The organism is Fibrella aquatica (assembly GCF_041321135.1).
Lineage (GTDB): Bacteria > Bacteroidota > Bacteroidia > Cytophagales > Spirosomataceae > Fibrella > Fibrella aquatica.
This window is the reverse complement of record NZ_JBGGWF010000004.1, coordinates 33,663-51,760: the sequence shown is the minus strand read 5'-3', so window position 1 is coordinate 51,760 and position 18,098 is coordinate 33,663. Positions and strand designations below refer to the sequence as shown.

The 18,098-nt window shown below is 55.1% G+C and carries 12 protein-coding genes; 9 read left to right on the top strand and 3 right to left on the bottom strand.

The annotated features are described in order from the left end of the window. The first annotated feature begins 239 nt into the window (after nt 1-239). From ACAW87_RS11075 to ACAW87_RS11065, 3 genes are all read left to right on the top strand, one after another. Nucleotides 240-1,790, top strand: a complete 1,551-nt coding sequence (locus ACAW87_RS11075) for a DUF1800 domain-containing protein (RefSeq protein ID WP_370723459.1) — start codon at nt 240-242, stop codon at nt 1,788-1,790. A 205-nt stretch (nt 1,791-1,995) separates the two neighbouring features. Beyond that, on the top strand, nt 1,996-3,561 hold the full coding sequence (locus ACAW87_RS11070) for a DUF1501 domain-containing protein (RefSeq protein ID WP_370723458.1): 1,566 nt from the start codon (nt 1,996-1,998) through the stop codon (nt 3,559-3,561). A gap of 82 nt (nt 3,562-3,643) precedes the next feature. Further along, on the top strand, nt 3,644-4,363 hold the full coding sequence (locus tag ACAW87_RS11065) for a Bax inhibitor-1/YccA family protein (RefSeq protein WP_370723457.1): 720 nt from the start codon (nt 3,644-3,646) through the stop codon (nt 4,361-4,363). A 314-nt stretch (nt 4,364-4,677) separates the two neighbouring features. Here the strand turns inward: ACAW87_RS11065 and ACAW87_RS11060 are convergent, their stop codons facing one another. Continuing rightward, a complete protein-coding gene (locus tag ACAW87_RS11060) occupies nt 4,678-5,397 on the bottom strand; it encodes an SDR family oxidoreductase (RefSeq protein WP_370723456.1) in 720 nt (239 codons plus the stop codon). Between the two features lie 458 nt (nt 5,398-5,855). Here ACAW87_RS11060 and ACAW87_RS11055 point away from each other — a divergent pair, with 458 nt between their 5' ends. Both ACAW87_RS11055 and ACAW87_RS11050 read left to right on the top strand, forming a co-directional pair. Continuing rightward, nucleotides 5,856-7,028: a PQQ-dependent sugar dehydrogenase gene (locus ACAW87_RS11055; protein ID WP_370723455.1), complete on the top strand. Its 1,173-nt coding sequence runs from the start codon at nt 5,856-5,858 to the stop codon at nt 7,026-7,028. A 246-nt stretch (nt 7,029-7,274) separates the two neighbouring features. Next, on the top strand, nt 7,275-8,399 hold the full coding sequence (locus ACAW87_RS11050) for a hypothetical protein (protein ID WP_370723454.1): 1,125 nt from the start codon (nt 7,275-7,277) through the stop codon (nt 8,397-8,399). An 85-nt stretch (nt 8,400-8,484) separates the two neighbouring features. On the opposite strand, the gene ACAW87_RS11045 is transcribed toward ACAW87_RS11050, so the two are convergent. Then, nucleotides 8,485-9,360: an alpha/beta hydrolase gene (locus ACAW87_RS11045; protein WP_370723453.1), complete on the bottom strand. Its 876-nt coding sequence runs from the start codon at nt 9,358-9,360 to the stop codon at nt 8,485-8,487. Between the two features lie 239 nt (nt 9,361-9,599). Between ACAW87_RS11045 and ACAW87_RS11040 the strand changes: the two genes are divergently transcribed. The 3 genes from ACAW87_RS11040 to katG all read left to right on the top strand — a co-directional run bounded on the left by ACAW87_RS11040 (nt 9,600) and on the right by katG (nt 13,392). Continuing rightward, nucleotides 9,600-10,175 (top strand): DinB family protein, encoded by a 576-nt coding sequence (locus ACAW87_RS11040; RefSeq protein WP_370723452.1) that lies wholly within the window; start codon nt 9,600-9,602, stop codon nt 10,173-10,175. Next, on the top strand, nt 10,176-10,877 hold the full coding sequence (locus ACAW87_RS11035) for a pseudouridine synthase (RefSeq protein ID WP_370723451.1): 702 nt from the start codon (nt 10,176-10,178) through the stop codon (nt 10,875-10,877). It begins immediately after the preceding gene. Nucleotides 10,878-11,127: 250 nt separating this feature from the next. Then, nucleotides 11,128-13,392 carry a catalase/peroxidase HPI gene (katG, locus tag ACAW87_RS11030; RefSeq protein ID WP_370723450.1) on the top strand — a complete coding sequence of 755 codons (2,265 nt, stop codon included), beginning with the start codon at nt 11,128-11,130 and terminating at the stop codon, nt 13,390-13,392. Between the two features lie 311 nt (nt 13,393-13,703). Here katG and ACAW87_RS11025 read toward each other — a convergent pair whose 3' ends face one another. Next, entirely contained in the window at nt 13,704-15,602 is a 1,899-nt protein-coding gene (locus ACAW87_RS11025; protein WP_370723449.1) for an AAA domain-containing protein, read from the bottom strand. Between the two features lie 151 nt (nt 15,603-15,753). On the opposite strand from ACAW87_RS11025, the gene ACAW87_RS11020 reads away from it, so the two are divergent. After that, the gene (locus tag ACAW87_RS11020; RefSeq protein ID WP_370723448.1) at nt 15,754-18,093 is read left to right on the top strand and encodes a S9 family peptidase; all 2,340 of its coding nucleotides are present in this window, start codon (nt 15,754-15,756) and stop codon (nt 18,091-18,093) included. Nucleotides 18,094-18,098 lie beyond the last annotated feature (5 nt).

Sequence of the window (18,098 nt, the reverse complement as noted above, 5' to 3'; positions counted from 1 at the left end):
GTACAAAACTACGTTTTGCGTTTGATGTTTAGTGTTTACCCCCAACCCGAAACGTCGGGCCGCCCTGAAGGGGGCTAATGCGCTGCTTCTCTACATCGCGGAGCTTTAGTCCCCTTCAGGGCGGTCCGACGTTTCGGGTTGGGGGTAAAACCAGGGCAGCGCAACTTTAGACATTGAACATTAGACCTTGGACTTTAATACTTACCTTTCGGCCATTATTCTGGTAATCAATCCACTAAATGGCTCTGCTTGATTCCTATACATCCCCATTAACTGCCCGGCAGGCGGCGCATTTGTTGCGGCGGGCTACGTTTGGTCCGTCGCCGGAGCAGATTGCACTGTTTACGGGGATAACGCCGCAGGTGGCCCTGTCATTGCTCATGACCCCGACCGCGTTGCCGTCGCCCCCGGTAGACCCGACCACCCTGAAGCCGTTCGATACGCTGGCGTTTGTGACGGCGCAGCAGACCGTGTGGCAGAACGCCACCAAGTACTGGTGGCTCGGGCTGATGGTAAACGAAGCCCCGTCGCTGACGGAGAAGATGACGCTTTTCTGGCAGAATCACTTCGTGTCGACTTTCAACGACGTAAACGATGCGCGGTATATCTACCGGCAGAACGTGCTGCTTCGTCGGCATGCGCTGGGTAATTTCCAGGCGTTCGTGATCGAGATGACCAAAGATGCGGCCATGCTGCGGTACCTCAACGGCAATCAGAATGTGGTGGGAAAACCCAACGAAAACTACGCGCGGGAGTTGCAGGAGCTGTTTACCATTGGCGTGGGCAACTACACCGAAGAGGATGTGAAAGCGGCCTCCCGCGTGCTTACCGGCTGGGTCGACAGCGGCTACCGCAACACCACCACGCCCACCATTGCCGTTACGTTCAGAAGCGCCCAGCACGACACCACCGACAAGGTTTTTTCGGCTTCGTATCAGAACCGGGTCATCAAGGGGCGGTCGGGCGCAACGGCGGGGGATGAGGAACTGGCCGAACTGATCGAAATGATACTGGCGCAACCCGAAACGGCGCGTTACCTGGTGCGGAAACTGTACCGCTGGTTCATCAACTCAGACATCACGCCGGCGCTGGAACGGGATTTCATCGAGCCGCTGGCGAAGGTATTCAGGCAGGGCAACTACGAGCTGAAACCGGTGGTGACGGCCCTGCTGACGAGTCAGCATTTTTACGACGACGCGCTGCGTGGGGCCATTGTGAAATCACCCCTCGAGTTAAACCTGGGTACGTTGCGCTATTTCGGCATTAAAGCGCCCGATGCCGTAACCAACAACACCGGGTTTACGCAGCTGATGACGTTTGTGCAGGCCCGCAACCGGGAGCAGCAGCTCGACGTGATGAATCAGCCCAGTGTCTTTGGCTGGCCCCCGTATTACGATACCGGTTTCTACGACCTCTGGATCAACAGCACCACGCTGGCCCTGCGCGGCTACTACACTGATCTGCTGACCGGCGGAACGGTGAAGTACGGAGCCGACAAACTCACGCTGGATACCATTGCTTTGGCCAAACAGACTTCAGACCCCGCCGACCCGGTGAAGCTGATCGACGAATGGGCGGCCCTGTTCTACGCCGTTGACCTCACCAAAGCCCAGCGCGATTTCCTGATCGACAACGTGCTGGTATCGGGCCTGCCGCGCTACGAGTGGGCGGTAGAATGGTATGACTACATCAACGACGCCACGAACAAAAACAAGCAAATGGCCGTCAGCATGAAACTCAACACCACCCTCCAATACATGTTCCGCCTGGCGGAGTATCAACTAAATTAGTTCAATGTTTAATGTTCAAAGTTGCTTCGCGAGGTAGGCTTCGTGCTACGTGCCCTTCGACAGGCTCAGGGTGACAGGAAACTAAAAGATGTTAGACTGAACACCCAGATGATTGATGTCACCCTGAGCCTGTCGAAGGGCACGGGGCGCGAAGCAACTTTAAACCTTAGACATTAAACATTGAACCCCCTTTCCCCTTCTCCCCATGGATCGTCGACATTTTCTTCAACATGCGTCTGCTTCGTTGCTGCTGCCCGTTCTGATTGATGGGTTTGGGGCGAAAGCGTTTGGGGCGCCTAACTCGGCGTTTATGCAAACGCTGATTCAACTGGCCACGAAAACGGACCGGGTGCTGGTGATGATCCAGCTCAACGGCGGCAACGACGGGCTGAACATGGTTATTCCGCTCGATCAGATGAGCCGGTACAACGCCCTGCGGAGCAACATCGCCCTGCCGGAAAACAAGGTGCTGAAGCTGACCAACAACCGGGCAACGGGTCTGCATCCGGCCATGACGGGCTTGCAGAGCATGTACAACGACGGGAAGTTGTCGATCGTCCACAGCGTGTCGTACCCCACGCCCAGTTTTTCGCATTTCAGGGCCAACGACATCTGGTTCACCGCCGCCAACGCCAATCAGTTACTGACTACCGGCTGGGCGGGCCGCTACCTGGAGTCGGAATGGCCGGGTTACCCCACGGGCTATCCCAACAGCAACGTACCTGACCCGCTGGCGATTCAGATCGGCTACATCACCTCCACGGCGCTGGCCGGGCCGGGTGGTCCCATGGCCGTGGCGATTCCCAACCCGGATACGTTTGCCCAATTGGTAGGCGATAAACCGGCGATCGATCTGGCCCCGCCCCCCAACACGCCCGCCGGTAAACACATCAGTTACATCCGGCAGCAGCAACTGTCGTCGGTGGCGTATGCCGCGCAGATCAAGACGGCGGCGGGGAAAGGGAAAAATTTTGTGGCGTTCCCGACTGGAAACAGCCTGGCCGATCAGCTTAAAATCGTGTCGCGCCTCATTCACGGCGGCCTGCAGACGCGGGTGTATTACGTCACCATCGGCGGTTTCGACACGCACGCCAATCAGACCGACGCCACCGACAAAACCATTGGCACTCATGCGACCCTGATGCGTCAGCTCTCCGAGGCGATAAAGGCGTTTCAGGACGATCTGCGCATTCAGGGCACCGAAGACCGGGTGGCGGGCATGACCTTCTCGGAGTTCGGTCGACGGGCGATCTCCAATGCCAGTCTGGGCACCGATCACGGCATAGCCGCGCCGTTGTTTGTGTTTGGAAAGGGGGTGAAAACAAGCGTGATCGGTCAGAACCCCAACCTGTCGGATCTGGAAAACAACAACATCAAGCTGCAGACCGATTTCCGGCAAGTCTACGCCGCCATGCTCACCGACTGGCTGGGGGCGGGTAGTCCGGAGGTGACGTCGATCTTACAGAAAAGCTACAACATCGTGCCGGTGTTCCAACAGATCATCACGGCTACCGAACCACTGGTGGCTCCGTTCCGGCTGTATCCCAACCCGGCCTCCGATCAGGTCACACTGGAAGGGGAGGCCCTGTCGGCGGGTGTGCAGACGGTGGAGGTATACGATCAGGCGGGACGTGCCACGAACGTACCCGTCAGTCGCGTATCCGACCAGGCACTGAGCCTCACCGTGCGAGCACTAGCCGCAGGTACGTATGTGGTAACCGTCAAGACAAGCGATCAGCGGTTATCAACCCGGATGCTGGTGGCGAGGTGAAACTTGAAACTTATTTCTTTTTTTCATGTCAATCTGGTCATGAATTGTGTTACTATATCAAGCACTCACTAAATTACGCCTCATGAATAATCAGAATCAACCCAGAGTACAATCAAGATACATCACACCGGAAGACGTTGAACGCGAGCAGGCGGCTTTCATGACCCAGGTGTATGGCTGGATGAGCGTAGCGCTGCTGCTAACGGCGGTGGTCTCGATCTACACCGCCTCATCGGAAACGTTGCTGGGTTTGATCTTCGGCAACCGGTTTGTTTTCTACGGCTTGCTCATTGTTCAGGTATTGATGGTCATTGGCCTGTCGTCGATGATTAACCGGATGACGGCGCTGACGGTAACGGCGGTATTCATTGCCTATTCGGCCCTCAACGGCCTGACGATGGCGAGCATCTTCCTTATTTACACCGGCTCATCGATCGCCTCCACATTTTTTATCACCTCGCTGACGTTCGGAGCCATGAGTGTCTATGGCTATTTCACGAAAACCGATTTAACCCGCATGGGTAGTCTGCTGATGATGGCGCTGATAGGCCTGATCATCGCGTCGGTGGTCAATCTATTTCTGCAAAATGAGGCTGTCAGCTGGATCACCAGTTTTCTGGGTGTGCTGATCTTCACGGGCTTAACGGCCTACGACACGCAGAAGATCAAGGAGCAATACGCCGTTGGCACCACTGACGCCGAATCGGACCGTAAAGGAGCCATCATGGGCGCCCTCCGCCTCTACCTCGACTTCGTCAACCTGTTCCTGTATTTGTTACGGTTCTTCGGGGGGAGAAAATAGAGTTTGTGGTTTGTTGTCTGTGGTTTGTCGTTGCGCTGCTGATCAGCCTTTCCGTTGATTGGCAACGCAACGACAAACCACAGACGACAAACTACAAACTTTATTTCTTCCCTCCCGGAATCGTCTGTGGTTTGTCGTTGCGCTGCTGATCAGCCTTTCCGTTGATTGGCAACGCAACGACAAACCACAGACAACAAACCACAAACTCTATTTCTTCCCTCCCGGGATCGTCTGTGGTTTGTCGTTGCGCTGCTGATTAGCCTTTCCGTTGATTGGCAACGCAACGACAAACCACAGACAACAAACCACAAACTCTATTTCTTCCCTCCCGGAATCGTTGGCCGTACTTCGATTTTGCTGGGTAGCGTGCGGGGATGCATGCTGAGGAGGTCGATGACCAGTTTACCGATGTCTTCGGGCTGAATCTTCCAGGCGTCGGCGTCGGAGGGCGTGTGGTCGCCGAACTCGGTCGCTACGGAGCCGGGCATGATGGTGCTGACCTTGATACCTTCGCTCCGCAGGTCGAGCATGATGGCTTGTGAGAAGCCGACCAGTCCGAATTTACTGGCGTTATAAGCCGATCCTTTCTCGAAGAAATTGGTGCCCGCCAAACTGGCGATGCTGATGAAATACCCTGCTGTTTCTTTCAGGGCCGCAATCGATGCTTTGGCCGAGTTGAACACCCCCGTCAGGTTGATGTCGATGGTTTCCTGCCATTGTTCCGGGGTCAGTTCCTGAATGGGCGCGAAGTGACCCACGCCGGCGTTGGCGATCACGTAATCGAGTCGTCCCCATTCCGATACGATCTTGTCGACCACCGCCTGTTGCGAAGCCAGGTCGCGCACGTCGGCAGCCATCCCGATGGCGTATCCTTCCTTAATCGTGTTGAGTTGTTGTGCTGCTTTATCGGCGGCTTCCTGCGAGCGGCTGGTAACGGCCACTTTCACGCCTGCCTTAACGAGTGCTTCCGCTACTCCGTAGCCAATGCCTTTTGAGCCCCCTGTAACAAGAGCGGTTCTGATATGATCTGCCATAGTGTGTTTTAACGATTAGTTTGTGGTTTGTCGTTTGATGTTTGTAGTTGCGCTGCTGATTCACCGGGATTTGTGAATCAGCAGCGCTTTTGTCATCCCGACGACAGGAGGGATCTTGGCATTCCTTCAGGTAGCGCCTGACCCTTCCAGTAGGAACGCCAAGATCCCTCCTGTCGTCGGGATGACAAAACAACTGATGACTCACCAAGCTTCATGGTCAGCAGCGCAACTACAAACCCAAAACGACAAACCACAAACCAATAAGACCACTTTGCCCCGATAGGTTTCGGAAAAGGGGCGGATTTTAGGCAATAGCCAACATTGAGCGGGGGAATAACGTTGAAATGTAAAGTTTACTGTTTACCGTTTACAGTCTTCTGTTGCGCTGCTACATCTTGATATGTGTCTAAGCGAAGCAACTGTAAACGGCAAACAGTAAACTGTAAACTCAAAATGTTATGAAGTACTCATCATCTCTGCTAGCTGCATGTTGCGCCGTGGCTGCGCTGAATTTTACGGCTTGCAAACAAACCGAAATCGTCGATACCGGCGATACGCTGATCACCGCGCCGGTGGGCACGCCAACGGTACGTACCCAGACCCTATTGACGGGTTACGACATTGTGTGGGGTATGGATTTTCTGCCCAACGGCGATCTGCTCTTTGGCGAAAAACGGGGGCGTATGTACCGCCGCACCGGCGAAACCGTGACCGAACTGACGGGCCTCCCCACCGACATCAACACCCAGTCGCAGGGCGGACTGCTGGATATTCGGGTGCATCCAAACTATGCGGCGAACGGTTGGGTATACGCCTCGTATGCTGCTACGGCCACCGGGACATCGAACACAAAGTTGAATTTGATCCGGTTCAAAGTAACCGGCAATGCGCTGACAGACGTGCAAACGATCTTTACCACGGCGGCCACCAATCAGTGGAAAGGGCATTACGGAAGCCGGATCGAGTTCGACCGTAACGGCATGCTGTACCTGAGCGTAGGGGAGGGCGGTCCCTCTAGTCAGGGCGGAGCTTCGTCGCCCAATCAGAACGGACAGAATGTAAAGACCGAATGGGGTAAAGTCCACCGCATGACCGATGCCGGAGCCGTTCCGTCTGATAATCCGGTGCTGCCGGGCAACACGGTTGGCACAACGCTTTATTCATACGGCCACCGGAATCCGCAGGGGCTGGCGTTGCACCCCGGAACCGGTGATCTCTGGGAGACCGAGCACGGCGCGAAAGGCGGCGATGAGCTGAACATTGTGCAGCGGTCGAGAAACTACGGATGGCCCCTGGTGTCGAACGGTGTCAACTATGATGGCAGCGTCATTTCTGCTTCGCCGACGAGGGAAGGCATTGAAGCGCCCATTTATACCTGGACACCGTCGATGGGTCCTTGCGGGATGACCTTTATCACGAGCGATTCGTTTAAAAGCTGGAAAGGCAACCTGTTGGTTGGCGGTCTGGCCTTAACGTACCTGAGTCGGCTGGAACTGGATGGCAACCGGGTAGTGCGCGAATCGAAATTGCTGGAAGGCAACCGCATCCGCAACGTAAAACAGGCCCCCGATGGAAGCATCTACGTATCGGTAGAAAACCCCGGCCGCATACTGCGATTAGTGGCGGAGTAGGACCCCACCGATACGTCGGACCGCCCCGGCCCCTCCCCTTAAACAAGGGGAGGGGAGATGCTCTACAGTAGCTTCGCCTGTAAGCGGAGCATTGCTCCGCATGTCTAACGGGAGGGAGTTGCTCTACAGTAGCTTCGCCTGTAAGCGGAGCATTGCTCCCCTCCCCTTGTTTAAGGGGAGGGGCCGGGGGTGGGGTAGCAATTATCTACTATATTGCCAGCCACATTATTCCCTATTCCTCAACGTGTGAAAACGCTACTTATCTCGCTGCTCCTTCTGGGCAGTTTACAGCCCCTTACGGCTCAGTCGAAACGAAACAGTACGCCCACGCTGTATTTTATCCTGTCCGACAGTTCCGTTGTATCGGGGCGGCTGGTGCGGGAAGATAGCAGTGTGGTGGTGGTTCGGAAACGAAACGGTGACCTGACGTACCTGGAACCGTACCAGATTGTGCGGCGGGAAGTAACCCTCCCCCGAGAGTCGACCCGGCCGGGTGAGGGCATGTTGGCATTTAGCCTGAAAGACGGGTCTACCGTGTACGGGCAAATTGTGCGGCAAACGCCGTTAGCGGTGGTAGTCCGGCAACTCAACGGCACCCAAACCTACATCGACCCCGGTGATATTCTGAGCCGCACGTCGATCGCTCCCCCGCCCGATACCACCATTACGATTCCCGGCAGGTTACAGGTTGACCTTCCGTTGGCGATACCGTACCTGCTGAACGCCAGAACAGCCTATATGCCTCGGGGAGGCGAGGTTTTTTACCGCAACACCAACGTGATTCGCAACGAACTGGAATTTGGCATCACCAACGGCTGGAGTGTGGGCGTAATCGCCAACCCCCTGCTGACGCGTCTGTTCCTCACATCTGAGTTGGTCAGCGACGCCATCTACACCAATACCGATTTCGGCACGCAGGTATACTCCCGAGTCGGTATTCCGATTGGCGCCAAACTGCGGATCGGAGCCGGTGTGATGGCGCAGATACAAAGCCCTGATTTTATACTGTCTACACAGACAACGTGGCTGGGGCAGGTGTTGACCTCCTTCGGCGATGCGCGTAGTCACGTGACGTTGGGGTATACTTTCCCGGTAGGCGATAACAGGGGTGGGCTGCTGACCGAAAATGCCCTGACGGTAGGAACGATTCAGTACCTCAGCCCATCGTTGTCGTTCATCAGCGACAACGCCATCAAGGTCAAGTCGTCATACGGCCCGGTAGCCCGCCTGTCGGGTGCCCTGCGCATCAAGAGCCGCCGCCACGCCTTCGACCTCGGCGTTCTGACCGCCCTCAACACACTCTATTCCTTCAATTACAACCAGATCAGCTACCGCGCCTACCCGTATGTGGGGTATGTGGTGGGGTTTTAAAGTGGTTTGTTGTTTGAGGTTTGTGGTTGCGTTGCTAACTCACCGATCTCGATAAGCAGCGCAACCACAAACCTCAAACCACAAACTATTTCATAAACTCCAACGCCTCCCGATAGATCTGGTTGCGTTTCCAGAAGAGCTGTTTCACCATGGGGACGTGTTCTTTACCGGGCATGACCGTGTACTGGCTTTGGGTGCCAACGGCCTGCAATCGGGCGTGGAGTTCTTCGGTGCCCCGAATGATGCTGGGGTATGTTTTGCCACCGGTATACAGCAACATAGGCGGTGTGCCTTTTTCTACCTGGAAAAGCGGCGACATGGCCCGCCAGCCGTCGGGGTCTTTGCCGAAGGAAGCCAAATACTGCCGGTCGCTGGGGAACTCCATTTTTTTCAGGTAATCGTACATGTTGATCCCCGCCGGATCATTCAGAATGGCCCCTTTCACCGGATTGTTAGGCAGACCAATCGACGCGAAGAGCGCATTGTCTACGGCCAGCAAAGCAGCTAGTCCGCCGCCAGCCGAATGGCCCATTACGTAAATACGGTTAGGGTCGCCACCATAGTCGGCGATGTGCCGGGCGGTCCAGGCAACGGCGTGGGCGCAATCGTTGGCCATGGCGGGAACCTGTACGGCGGGCGCCAGCCGGTAGCTGATCACCACGGCCACCACGCCCTGTTTGGCCAGTCGACGGCCGATAAACCAGTAGATGTTTTTACTGCCGCTGTTCCAGTTTCCGCCGTGAATAAACACGACAACGGGGGAGGGGGTGTCCGATTTTTTGTTGGGCCGATACACATCCAGGATATGCTTTTCGGCGTTGAAACCAGCCGTGGTTGCCGCTTTGTACGGAATATCCTTAAACCGTTTACTGGTCAGCGAAATGCCAAACGTGTGGGTAGAAAGTAGCGTCAAAAAAAGCGCAATCAAAGCGACCAGCCGGCCGGGGGAGGGGGTGTGCATGGGGGGAGGTTTAATGTTCAAAGTCTAAAGTTGCTTCGCGCATCCTTTGGTACACTTGTGGGTTAGTTTTCTAGATGTTGGTGTGCAACGCTTTTGTCGTCGGGATGACAAAAGCGCTGCTTATCTAAACAACTAAAGTAACAGGCACTAGTTACCAAATGATTAATCAGCGCACGTCGAACATCAAACTCAAAACATCAAACTCATTTCTTGAAACTAACTTCCGTACTTTCGGCCTTATGGAAGATCGTCACCCGTCGAGCATCACCGGTCCAGTTACCGAAGCCGAACGTACCTACGCCCTGGAGGCCCTGATTAGTACCCGCGATAGTCTGCGGGAATCGCTCAAAGGGCTTTCCCCCGCGCAACAGCACTACAAACCCGCCCCCGATCGCTGGTCGGTTGCCGAGTGCGTCGAGCATATTGTGCTGGTAGATCGGGGTATATTTAAAAGTATTCAACTGGCCATGACCGCACCCGCCGACGAAGCCAAACGGGCTACTATTCAGGTGTCGGATGTGTTTGTGATCCGGGCCGTTCGTGGCCGGGGAACGGCGGCACCTGCACCGCCCCAATTTGTGCCAACGGGCCGTTATGCCGACGTAGAAACGGCGATGGCGGTGTTCGAGCAACAGCGCGCCGACACGATCGAATATGTTGAAACGACCACCGATGATTACCGGACGCATTATTTTCAGCACCCGTTTCTGGGTACGTTAGATGCGTTTCAGGCGGTTCTGGCGCTGGCTTCACACGGCGAGCGGCATCGCAAACAGATTGAAGAAATAAAGGCCGATGCCGGCTTCCCCGCGTAAATGGCTGATCTGGACATTCTGCATCAGGCCGACGGGCTGGTAGCCATCAACAAACCACACGGGCTGTTGGTACACCGATCGTTCATCGCGGCCGATGCCAGTGAGTTTGCCGTACAGCGGCTCCGTGATCAGCTGGGGCAGCGGGTGTATCCCGTCCACCGTCTCGATCGTAAAACGGGGGGCGTGTTGCTCTTTGCCCTCACCGAAGCCCTGAATTCTGCCCTGCAACAGCAGTTTGCCGAGGGGCAGGTACACAAGACGTACCTGGCCATTGTGCGCGGCTACACCCCCGACGAGCTGGATATCGACTACCCCCTCCGGCGCGATGATGGCGACGGAAAGCTGGGTACATTGCAAGATGCGTTTACGGCCCTGAAAACGTTGCACCGGGCAGAGGTGCCTGTTCCATTCGGTAAGCATGACACGTCGCGTTATTCGCTGGTCGAACTTACGCCTACTACCGGTCGCATGCACCAACTCAGGAAGCACATGGCCCATATTTTCCACCCCATCATTGGTGATCGTCCGCATGGATGCAACAAACAGAATAAGCTTTTTCTGGAGCAGTTTAACATGAACACCATGCTGTTGCATGCCCGGCAGCTCCAGTTCACGCACCCCACTACCGGCGAAGCAGTCACGATAGAAGCCCCGTTTCAGAGCGAATTTGCCCGCATGCTGGGTACGTTGTTTGGGTTGTAGTGGGGATAAAGCCGCACCACGAAATCTACGCCTGATTTTTGTCAGTAAACTGCCTGTCGCGGGTCAAACTAACCTGTCTGTTATCAATCAATGATGCAAGATAATAATCTGTTTGTCAGTTATTTAACTAGTTGTAGAAAATGCCTTTCATGTGCATATAGATTCCATCTATGTGCATATAAAAACAATAGATAATAACTATAGCTGTGTTCTACTTACATTTGAGTGTTCAAAAGTTAAACCTCAAACAATGGAAAGTAATACCATCTCCACCACTGCACCTGAAGAGGCCAGTTATAACGTAAATAACGTTCACGGCGAAATGAAGTGCCCGTTCACGGGTCACACGTCGCCCGCCAAGCAGAGCGCCGGAGCCGGTCCCCGGAACCGGGATTGGTGGCCTAAGCAGTTGAACCTGAGCATTCTCCGTCAGCATGGCGTAGCGTCGAACCCAATGGGTAAGTCGTTCAACTATGCAGAAGCGTTCAAATCACTTGATCTGGCGGCGGTTAAAAACGATATCTTCGAGTTGATGACCACGTCGCAAGCCTGGTGGCCTGCCGATTACGGTCACTACGGCCCATTCTTCATCCGGATGGCCTGGCATAGTGCCGGTACCTACCGTACGGCCGACGGTCGCGGCGGTGCCAGTGCAGGTACGCAGCGTTTTGCGCCTCTCAATAGCTGGCCCGACAACGCCAACCTCGACAAAGCCCGGCTGTTGTTGTGGCCGGTGAAACAGAAATACGGTCAGAAACTGTCGTGGGCCGATTTAATGGTACTCGCCGGTAACTGTGCTATGGAATCGATGGGCCTCAAAACCTTTGGTTTTGGTGGCGGACGGGAAGACGTTTGGGAGCCTCAGGAAGATATTTATTGGGGTGCCGAAGCCGAATGGCTGGGTGACAAACGCTACAGCGGTGACCGTCAACTGGAAAACCCACTGGCAGCCGTTCAGATGGGTCTGATCTACGTGAACCCTGAGGGACCTAACGGACACCCTGATCCGCTTGCTTCGGCACGCGATATTCGGGAAACGTTCGGCCGCATGGCCATGAACGACGAAGAAACAGTGGCCCTCATCGCGGGTGGACACACCTTCGGTAAAACCCACGGTGCTGCCGATGCGGGTGAATACATTGGTCGGGAACCGGCCGGTGCAAGCCTGGAAGAGCAGAGCATGGGCTGGAAAAACTCATTTGGTACAGGGAATGCCGGCGACACGATCACGAGTGGCCTGGAAGGTGCCTGGACGATGAACCCAACGAAGTGGGACAATAACTACTTTGAGAACCTGTTCGGTTTTGAGTGGGAATTGACCAAGAGCCCTGCCGGAGCGCATCAGTGGCGGCCGAAAGATGGTGCCGGTGCCGGTACTGTACCCGATGCCCACGATCCGGCGAAGCGTCATGCTCCGATGATGTTTACGACCGACCTCGCCCTGCGCGTTGACCCCATTTATGAGTCAATTTCGAGACGCTTCCTGGCCAACCCGGATGAGTTTGCCGACGCGTTTGCCCGTGCCTGGTTCAAGCTGACCCACCGTGATATGGGACCCATTTCGCGTTATCTGGGTCCTGAAGTGCCTGCTGAAGAGTTGATCTGGCAGGATCCAATTCCAGCAGTAACCGCTCCGGTGATCGATGAGCAGGATATTGCCGCATTGAAAGCCACAATTCTGGCTTCTGGCCTATCGGTATCACAGCTGGTATCGACCGCCTGGGCGTCGGCGGCTACGTTCCGTGGTTCCGACAAGCGTGGTGGTGCTAACGGTGGCCGCCTGCGCCTTGCCCCGCAGAAAGACTGGGATGTGAACCACCCGGGTCTGCTGAGCAGTGTGCTCGCCAAATATGAAGCCATTCAGACCAATTTCAACAGCGCACAAACCGATGGTAAGCAGGTGTCGATTGCCGATCTGATTGTGCTTGGCGGCTGTGTCGGTGTTGAGCAGGCGGCTAAAAATGCCGGTCAGACCGTAACCGTACCGTTCACACCGGGACGGACTGATTCGTCGCAGGAGCAGACAGATGTTGATTCATTCGCTCTTTTGGAGCCTGAAGCAGACGGTTTCCGCAACTACGCCAAGACTCAGTTCACGGTGTCGGCCGAAGAAATGCTGATCGACAAAGCCCAGTTGATGACGCTGACTGCGCCTGAGTTGACGGTGCTGGTAGGCGGTATGCGTGTGCTGAACACGAACTACGGTTTCTCGAAACACGGTGTGTTCACCAAGCGCCCCGAAACCCTGACCAACGATTTCTTCGTCAACCTTCTCGATATGGGTACAACCTGGAAAGCGGTTTCGCACGCAGAGGATGTGTTTGAAGGTCGCGACCGCACAACGGGTGACATTAAATGGACGGGTACCCGGGTTGACCTTATTTTCGGTTCTAACTCAGAACTCCGCGCCCTGGCCGAAGTATATGCCTGTAGCGATGCACAGGAGCAGTTCGTACACGATTTCGTAGCGGCCTGGAATAAGGTGATGAACCTCGACCGGTTCGAGTTGGCATAAATTGGGGTTTGTAGTTTGTGGTTTGACGTTTGTGGTTGCGCTGCTATGGCAGTGTATTTGAAACTTGAGCATCAAGCGTCAGCGACACGTACCCAGCTCACTTTTAAAATAGATTGAAACAGTAAAGGCAGCCCGGAAACAGGCTGCCTTTACTGTTTTGTCATCCCGAAGAATGAGGGATCTTGGCGCTATTAGAAGGAACGCCAAGATCCCTCATTCTTCGGGATGACAAAAAAACTCAAAAAAGTTAAACCGCCCTGCCATAGCAACGCCACTTTAAACATTAAACTTTAGACCTTAAACTTTAAAGATCAAACCCACTCCCACGCGCTCTGATACGCATTCAGGTTTTCGGCGTAGGTGATGAAATCGGCGTAGAACGGGTTGACGGCCAGGGTACCGCTATCGCCGATGACGATTAGTTTTTTGCGGGCGCGGGTCATGGCAACATTCATCCGCCGAATGTCGGACAGGAAGCCAATCTCGGACCGGTCGTTGCTGCGGGTCATGGATATGTACACAATGTCGCGTTCCTGCCCCTGAAAACTGTCGATCGTGTTCACCGAAATCGACGCTTGATAGGGTTGCAAATCCGGGGCATGGCTAAGCTGTTCGTTCAGCACGACTAATTGCTGCTTGTAGGGCGAGATAACGGCAATACGCGGAAAATTGGTGGGGCTGTAGAGCGAACCAAGGTGGGCTACCAACTGGGTCAAATGCCGAATCAACAGGGCCGCTTCTTCGGGGTTGGTAGAGCTGGTGCCTTCCAGTTTTTCCTCAAATCCACAACCGGCGGTATCGATAAACAGCAACGGACTATCGTCGGGGAAAAGCGTGTGACCCGCCACCGAGGCATGCGCCCGCAGTTGATTGTGATAGAATACGCTGGCTGAGTACCCCATGATCTGTTCGTGCATCCGGTACTGTTCCTCCAGCAACTTCACTGCCTCGGGGTGAAGCGCGACGCACTTTTCAAGCAGGGTTGTACTGAGTCCGTTACGGGCCGCTTCGCCCGATTTGATCGTGGGCGACAACTGACAATGGTCGCCCGCCAGCACTACTTTCTGGGCTTTCAGGATCGGTATCCAGCAGGCGGGTTCCAGCGCCTGACCCGCCTCATCGATAACCACCGTGTGGAAGCTGCGGCTACGGATGGTGTAGTGATTGGCTCCTACCAGGGTAGCCGTAATGACCTGAGCCCGGTCTGCCAGATCGTCGATCACGTACTGCTCGGTCGAACTGACTTCTTTCATCAGGCGGTGGGCTTCGTCGAAGAGCGCCTTTCGCTGGTCGCGTTCGGCTTTGCCAAAGCTGCGCTTGTACTTGTGGGCCATCGATTTAAACTCATTAGCCTGCTTTTTCAGCTTTTTGGCTTCCCGCATCAGACTGTGTTCGGCCATTTTATGATCCAGCGTCAGAGCCGTTAGTCGCTCCGATATCCGGCTGGGGTTGCCGATCCGAAGCACGTTCAGCCCCTCTTCGTGGAGCTTTTCGCTTAGCAAGTCAACCGCGGCATTGCTGGGAGCCACTACCAGAATTTGCCGATGGTCCCGGTCGATCAGGGCCTTGATAGCCTGCACCAGGGTTGTTGTTTTGCCTGTTCCCGGCGGACCGTGTACGATGGCCAGTTCGTTGGCGGCCAGTATGGTCTGAACGGCCTTCTGCTGACTCTCATTCAACCGGGGCAGGGCAATGGGGGTCAGATCGGGATGAAAGGTGGGCGGGGCAATCCCGGTGAGGATATTGACCAGACGATGATTTCCCGCTTCGCCGAAGAGGTTAGCCTGCTTAAGGGCCTCCTGCATGTCGTCGTAAGTGGTATCGTCGAACAGCATTTCGATGCCCAGCTTACCGTTTCGCGACCAGTCGGGTAACTCATCGGTCAGGAGCGTGATCTTGAGCCGGTTGCCGTTTTGGTACGAAACCGTGCCTTCGACCCGGTCTGTTTTGGGGTCATGATTGCTGAACAGAAGGGCAGGGACTCCCGTCCGAAGTTGATGCGACAGGTCCTGATGGGTCGTGCGTTCTACCTCCACGGTCAGGTAGTCGCCCCGGCCTAGTTCAGAACCCCGAATGGCGATAGGGTACCAGGTAAGCCCGTTGGCCCTGCGCTCGGCTACGCTGGTCGACTGGGTGAGTTGTTGATATTGATAGCGATCTTCCTCCCGTTCGATTTTCAGCAAATCGAGCAGTTTTTTAAAGTAATCCATCGACAAAAGTAATTCCCTGCGCGCCTATTACTGCTTTTTAAGGTCATATGCTGGTCAATCCTCTGGAATTAGGTAGTATTGTGAAAGCCGATGAAAGTTGGCTCAATTGCAAAGTAGTCAACAAGCAAACCGTAAGCCATTCAGTTTTTCTATGCGTAAAAGGATAGTGCTATTTTTTTCATCCGTGCTGGCGCTACAGGGCTATGCACAGCCCCGAACCGTGTTGACGGCCCGGGACTATGAACAGGCGCAACGCTTCATGGGCGCCAATACCGAGCAGTTCATCGATCGGAGTGGTGTTCGGCCCAACTGGCTACCCGACGAGCGCTTCTGGTATCGGATACTGACCGCAACGGGCAGTGAGTTTGTGCTGGTAGATCCCACCAAAGGCACCCGTACAGCCCCGTTCGACCATCAGAAACTGGCCGTTGCCCTGTCTGAGGCGATGAGCCGTACCTACGATGCCGCTAAGTTGCCGTTCCAGAGCTTTACGTATACGCCCGACAGGCAGTCGGTTCTTTTCCAGGCCGGTGGTAAATCGTGGCTGTACAACCCACAGCGAAACCAGCTCATGACCGACACCACCAGCTCGGCGGTTTCCGGCTCGGCTGGTCGACGTTCGATGAGGGAGGGTGACTTCAATGAAGTGCCATCGCCCGACCGGAAGTGGGGAGCCTACATTAAAGACTACAATCTCTGGGTACGTAACCTGCAAACGGGAGACCGCCTGCAACTAACCACCGACGGCGTCAAAGATTTTGGGTACGCTACCGACAACGCGGGTTGGCGATCAAGTGACCGCGCTGTGCTGGCCTGGTCGCCCGACTCGAAGAAGATTGCCACCTTCAAACAGGATCAGCGGGAGGTGAGCGATATGTATCTGGTCACCACCAACGTAGGCAAACCTACCCTTAAACAGTGGAAATACCCGCTTCCGGGCGATAAGGTCATTCCAACCATTCAGCGCGTGATCATCAACCTGGAGGGTCCCAAAGTAATCACCCTCCAGATTCCGGCCGATCCGCACCGGGCCACCCTGAGCGACGACATTTCCAGCAGCGGTACGTTCGACGATGTAAACTGGACGCAGGATGGAGCAACGCTGGCTTTCGTATCGACGTCGCGCGATCATAAACAGGAAAAAGTACGCTTGGCTGATGCTGCCACCGGCGCTGTTCGGGAAGTATTTGAAGAAACTGTAGCCACGCAGTTTGAATCGGGTTGGGGAGCTATTAACTGGCGCTATCTGGCGGGAACCAATGAATTTATCTGGTTTTCGGAACGCGATGACTGGGGCCACCTCTATCTGTACGATGCCCTGACCGGTCGGGTGAAAAATCAGATCACCAAAGGCAACTGGCTGGTGACCAGACTACTTCGCGTCGATGAAAAGAAACGGATGCTGTATTTTATGGCGGTAGGTCGTCAGGAAGCGAACCCGTATTTCGGGCAGCTTTGCCAGGTTGGCTTCGATGGGAAACAGTTTGCCGTGCTGACCCCCGAACCGGGTAATCATCAGGTCACGTTCTCGCCGTCAGGGAACTACATGGTCGATACCTACTCGGCCCCCGATGTGCCACCGGTAAGTGTCGTGCGTACTTTGGCGGGCAAGCTGATCACGACGCTGGAAAAGGCCGACATCTCCCGCCTGACCGCCACCGGCTGGCGTCCGCCCACCCCAATCCGGGTGAAAGCGCACGATGGCAAAACCGATCTGTATGGCCTGATGTACACCCCCAGTCAGCTCGACCCGACGAAAAAATACCCGGTGGTCGATTACATCTATCCCGGTCCGCAGGGAGGTAGCGTTGGCAACTGGTCGTTCTCAACGGCGCGCAAAGACAACCAGGCGCTGGCCGAACTGGGGTTCATTGTGGTTGAAATTGAAGGCACAAGCAATCCCCTGCGGTCGAAAAGTTTCCACGACATGAGCTACGGCAACATGGCCGAAAATACCCTGCCCGACCAGATCGGCGGTATTCGGCAGTTGGCCAGTCAGTATACGTACCTGGATACCAACCGGGTAGGCATCTGGGGGCATTCGGGCGGCGGCTTCGCTACGGCAACGGCTATGTTCCGCTACCCCGATTTCTTTAAAGTGGGTATTTCTGAATCGGGAAACCACGACAACCGGAATTACGAAGATGATTGGGGCGAGCGCTACAACGGTCTGGCCTCGGCGGTTGATTATGAAGCGCAGGCAAACCAGAATTACGCTAAAAACCTGAAAGGGAAACTGATGCTGGCCCACGGCATGATGGATAATAACGTGCCACCTTCAAACACTTTACTGGTGGTTGAAGCGCTGCAAAAAGCCAATAAAGACTTCGACCTGGTGCTGTTTCCGAACAGCGCACATGGTTTTGGGAGTTATAGTAACTACATGGCCCGTCGCCGCTGGGATTATTTCGTGAAGCACCTTCAGGGTGCCGAACCGCCCCGCGAGTTTTTGATAGTAACCACGCCCGACCCGCGCAACCTGATTCGTTGAGCGAT